This is a genomic window from Pseudomonas sp. 382, from assembly GCF_002759075.1.
GTDB classification, from domain to species: Bacteria; Pseudomonadota; Gammaproteobacteria; order Pseudomonadales; family Pseudomonadaceae; genus Aquipseudomonas; species Aquipseudomonas vlassakiae.
In genome coordinates this window covers 1-5,054 of sequence record NZ_PEMX01000075.1, presented here as the reverse complement: position 1 = coordinate 5,054, position 5,054 = coordinate 1, and the positions used below count along the sequence as shown (strand labels likewise).

Below are 5,054 nucleotides of genomic sequence, written 5' to 3'. Positions count from 1 at the left end.
GAGCGCTCAGGGCAAGTTTGAGCAAATGCACGACCGGCTTCGTGCCCAGTGGCGAGAGCGGATGGATCGTGATGAAAAGCCGTCAGCCGCTGTTCTCGATTCCCAGTCAACTCGTAGCTCTCCCCAAGGCGGAGAAAGTGGGTACGACGCCGGCAAAAAGGTCAAAGGGCGCAAGCGAAGTCTGGTCGTTGATACCCTTGGCTTGCTCTTGGCAGTGAGTATCAGTGCCGCCAGTGTGCAGGACCGAGACGCGGCGGACGACGCGGTGACATCCTCGATGGGCAAGTACCCATCCGTGAATACTCTGTTCGTTGACAGTGCCTACGCCGGGAAGTGGGCTCAGCGGACGCAAGACATTCATGCTGTTCAGGTTCAGGTCATAAGAGGACCGAATAATCGCCGTACCGGGAAATGGCATTCAGCACAAGGCGAGCTGTTCGCGTCAGCACCAGCACCGAGTGGTTTTGTGGTTATGCCCAAACGCTGGGTAGTGGAACGAACTCACGCCTGGAATGAGCGAGCCAGGCGGCTGATCATGCACCATGATCGTTTACTCGATGTAAGTGCGGCATGGGTATGGCTGGCTGAGGCTCGCATGCTGGCCCGTCGGCTTACTACTTGATTTTGTCTACACCCTCCTAGCGGTGCACGACCGGCTCCTCCAGCCTACTTGTGGGTTCGCGGAACACGTGTAGAGCAGAAGTGATACGGGGCCACCTAGGACGAGATTTTTCGATGCATCCGCAAAGCTACTGCAGATATCTGCAACTCCATGAGTCCCAGCTACCTCCTCAAGAATAGAGCCACTGCACTGACGAACGCCTTACACTCACTTTTTTCGCTAGCTCAGAGGGTCGCTGTGAACTTCACTGATCAAACTTTCGATACGATTCTGAACGCGCTGCACGACGGCGTCTACATCACGGATGGAGCAGGGATTACCGTCAAAGTAAACAGCGCGTACGAACGTCTGACTGGACTCCAGAGCGAGCAGCTCATTGGACGCAGCATGCACGACTTGGTACGCGACGGTGTCGTGTCGCAATCCGCATCTTTACGCGTACTCCAGCAAGGTGCGCCGGTTTCCGTTATGCAGAGCCTCGGTAACGGTAAGAAGCTGTTGGTGAGCGCAACACCTATTTTCCTGGATCGTCGCATCAGCTACGTCGTCAGCGCCGTACGTGACATGACAGAGCTTCTGCGCATGAAGCATGAAAGGGATGAGCTAGCTGGGCTCAAGAAGCTGCGTCAGAGCACTGCGCAGTTGCATGCTGGCGAATATGAAAAAATCACACAGTCTTCGCTGGTTTTTAACCAAGCGCAAACCGGCCCGCTTTTCTCACAGACACGTCGTGTAGCAGGCAGTGACGTGAAGGTGCTGCTATTAGGGGAGACCGGTGTTGGCAAAAGCCTCATCGCTCAGTACATCCACAACTCCAGCGCTCGGGCCAAGGAGCCTTTCATTCCGCTCAACTGCGGCGCAATGCCCGAAAATTTGATCGAGGCAGAATTGTTCGGCTATGCACCAGGGGCGTTTACGGGCGCAGCGGCCAAGGGCAAGCGAGGGCTTCTGGAGTTAGCAAATCATGGAACGTTGTTCCTTGATGAAATTGGCGATCTACCGCTGTCGCTACAGGTCAAACTGCTGAAGGTTATCGAAGAAAATCGATTCATCCCCGTGGGTGGACTTGAATTGCGTGAGGTCGATATTCGAATCATCAGCGCCACCCACCACGACTTGCGAAAGAAAGTCGAGGAAGGGTTGTTCCGTGCCGATCTCTACTATCGACTGAACGTGGTGCCCATTCATATTCCCGCGCTTCGCGAGCGCGCCGCAGAGATCTCAACGCTGTTGGAGCATTACCTCAGGCACTTCAACGAGCGCTATGAGCGCAAAATGTCGTGGGGCTTGGAGACCCTGGATCTGCTCTGTGAGTACGCATGGCCAGGAAATATTCGAGAGTTGATCAACCTGGTCGAGCGTCTGGTAGTGGTCTGCGAAAGTGACACGATTGAGGCGTTGGATCTGCCTGAGGAAATCCTCAACCTCCACAATGATCGCTCAAGTCATGATCGTTTACCGCTACGCAAGGTTGTGGAAAACGCCGAGCGCAGCGCAATCCTTTCAGCCATGCGCGTACACAAAACCACGCGCCTGGCAGCCAAAGCGTTGGGAGTGAGCCAAGCAACCATCGTCCAGAAGATGAAACGCTGGGAGAGTTTTGATTAGGTTTCTGATCGTTAGCCGACTTTGCGATTGAAATACTGATCGCTATTCGTGCCGCAGGCCTGCACGAACGAGACGAAATCCGTCAAGGATGGGTATTTCACGACATTGGCACAGGTTTTGTTATCCATTTGGTACATCTCTAATAAAAAAACGAGGATGAGCCGATGAGCGTTTCTGCCTTTCAAATCGCCAATAAACTCCTGACCGGCGCTAGCGCGGTTGAACAGCTGGACGCTGAGTTGACCCGGCTGAAGGTTGATAACCCATTGATCGTGACCGATGCGATTCTGGTCAAATCGGGCACAGTCGACCTCGCTTTGGTCCACCTGGGTGGCCGCAGCTATGGCCTCTACGACCAAGTGCAGCCAGAGCCTGAAATCAGTTTGGTCGAAGATTGCACCCGCGCCTTTCGCGAGGGTGGCCATGATGGACTGATTGGCCTGGGCGGTGGAAGTGCCATGGACATCGCGAAAGGTGTGGCGGCTTTCGCGAGACACGATGGCCCCTTGGCCGAGTTGTTCGGTGTCGATCAAGTAAGCCGCAAGGGCCCTCCGCTGATCGCGATTCCAACTACGGCAGGCACGGGTTCGGAGGTCACTAACGTGGCGATATTCTCCGACAAGAATGCGCAGCTCAAGAAAGGGATTGTGAGCAACTACCTGTTGCCTGATGTTGCCCTGGTTAGCCCGATCATGACGCGTACTTGCCCACGCAGCGTGACCGCTGCCAGCGGTGTCGATGCGCTTGTGCATGCGATTGAGGCATACATTTCGATCAATCGCTCGCCGATCACCGATGCCATTGCTCTGGGAGCCATCAAGGTTATAGCTCGCGCTTTGCCTAAGGCCTATGCCAATCCCAATGATCTCCTTGCTCGGGAAGACATGGCTACGGCGAGCCTGATGGCCGGCATGGCATTTGGCAACGCAGGTGTTGGGGCAGTGCATGCGCTTGCCTATCCGCTGGGCGGGCGTTTCAACATCGCTCACGGCGTCAGCAACGCTTTGCTGCTGCCTTATGTGATGCGCTGGAACAAGCTTGCTTGTATGGAGCGTCTTCGCGACGTCGCTCAGGCAATGGGCGTGAATATCGCCGGCTTGAGCGATAGCCAGGCTGCAGACGCCAGTGTCGATGCGATGATTGAACTGTGTGCTGCTGTAGACATCCCTGCCGGTCTTCGCGCTTTCAACGTCCCACAGGACGCCCTAGCACCGATGGCCGAGGAAGCCAGTAAGATCGACCGGTTGATGCGCAATAATCCCCGCAAGTTAACGTCTGAAGATATCGAATCAATTTACCAGGCTGCATGGTAACCCGTTGATATATAGGGTGACCAAACACGGAAGCCGAGCCTATGGGATGGATAGACAATTGTGTCTGATACACAATATATCTAATGATTTGCGCAGCAGGAACTGAGCATTTAATTCAAGATCGATTTCATGAATTTGAAATACATTAATTGTTGACACGCAACAATTCATACCTACAATTAATTTAGATATAATCTGCCTGAAATCATAATAATACCTTGAATACCCAAGAAGAACCGTGATAGCTTAGAGGTTGATAGCTATGGAAGAAGTTAAATTATATGCAATGACATGCGGCTGGATTACTATGCCTTATGGTTTCTTCATGGCTGGAGAAACGGGCGATCTGGCAATCCCTGTGCCGTGCTATTTGATCGAACATCCGAAAGGCACTGTTTTGTTTGATACAGGCCTTGAGTTGCCTTTGCAGTCCAAAGATCCGGAAGTGGTGAAAAAATCACTCGGAGTTTTTTCAGATATAACGACAGTTAATTTTGTGCCTGGCGAGGATGTAGCTAAGCGCCTGGAGGCTTTCGGCGTCGACCCGCTGAAGATTAACTTTATAATTAATTCTCACCTACACTTCGATCATTGTGGTGGTAATGCCTGCATCCCTAACGCACGACTGGTTATCCAGAAACGTGAGTGGGAGGCAGCAAAGAATGAGGAAAATATTGAAAAAGAAGTGTATGCTCCTCGACACTATGATCTAGGTCACGAGCGCCTTGAAATTGATGGTGAACACGATCTATTTGGTGATGGTTCGGTTGTACTTATCCCGAGCTTTGGTCACACGCCCGGGCACCAGTCGCTGAAAGTCAAAGTAGATGGCAAAGATGTGATCATCACTGCGGATGCCTGCTACTTGAAGGCTTCCCTTGAAAAGATGACGCTTCCAGATGCAATGGTGGTGAATGACGCTCAAGGAATGCTTGATAACTTTAACTTGTTTAAACAGCTAAAGTCCAAAGGGGCAATGGTACTGTACGGGCATGATCCAGAGCAGTCGAAATTACTGACAGATGGTGCCATTCGCAGAGTCAGGCCAGCAGCGCTGGCCGGTCTGCAACAATAACTGTGAAGTACCAAGCAAGAAGTTTCACACGTTGAAGTGCTTGAGGGTTCAGGCAAATTGAAAAGCTCCCTGTCATGTCGCAGGGGTTCAGAAAATTTTCAGCATAAACAATAATAAGGACTGATATATGAAGCCTGCATTGAAAGTATCGTTACTCTTGGCTGCCGGTATCGCAACCTCCCAGGTTTTTGCAGCCCCTGCTCAAACCGGCTTGCCAGACAGCTGCGCAAAAGATGCGAAAGGAAACTATAGCCAGGAATTTGATATTCCATGCAAAGCGCTGGATAACTTCCTGACGACATTCAACGCTAAGAGGGTGTAGACAAAATCAAGTCGTGAGCCGGCGTGCGAGCATCCTAGCCTCGGCCAGCCACACCCATGCCTCGCTAACAGCAAACAACCGGTCGTGGTGCATAATCAGTCGCCGAGCTCTCTC

5 protein-coding genes are annotated in these 5,054 nt (G+C 52.3%); all 5 read left to right on the top strand.

Annotated elements, in window-relative coordinates; all coding sequences use genetic code 11:
- Positions 1-622 (top strand): IS5 family transposase (locus tag CQW31_RS30545; RefSeq protein WP_143524282.1); only part of this gene is annotated, 622 nt, incomplete at its 5' end.
- A gap of 237 nt (positions 623-859) precedes the next feature.
- Positions 860-2,230, top strand: coding sequence for a sigma-54-dependent Fis family transcriptional regulator (locus CQW31_RS30540; protein ID WP_033690530.1), 1,371 nt, complete (start codon positions 860-862; stop codon positions 2,228-2,230).
- Between the two features lie 164 nt (positions 2,231-2,394).
- Positions 2,395-3,543: an iron-containing alcohol dehydrogenase gene (locus CQW31_RS30535; RefSeq protein WP_009683642.1), complete on the top strand. Its 1,149-nt coding sequence runs from the start codon at positions 2,395-2,397 to the stop codon at positions 3,541-3,543.
- A 262-nt stretch (positions 3,544-3,805) separates the two neighbouring features.
- On the top strand, positions 3,806-4,618 hold the full coding sequence (locus CQW31_RS30530) for an N-acyl homoserine lactonase family protein (RefSeq protein ID WP_016486899.1): 813 nt from the start codon (positions 3,806-3,808) through the stop codon (positions 4,616-4,618).
- A gap of 127 nt (positions 4,619-4,745) precedes the next feature.
- Positions 4,746-4,940, top strand: coding sequence for a hypothetical protein (locus CQW31_RS30525; RefSeq protein ID WP_081264862.1), 195 nt, complete (start codon positions 4,746-4,748; stop codon positions 4,938-4,940).
- Positions 4,941-5,054 lie beyond the last annotated feature (114 nt).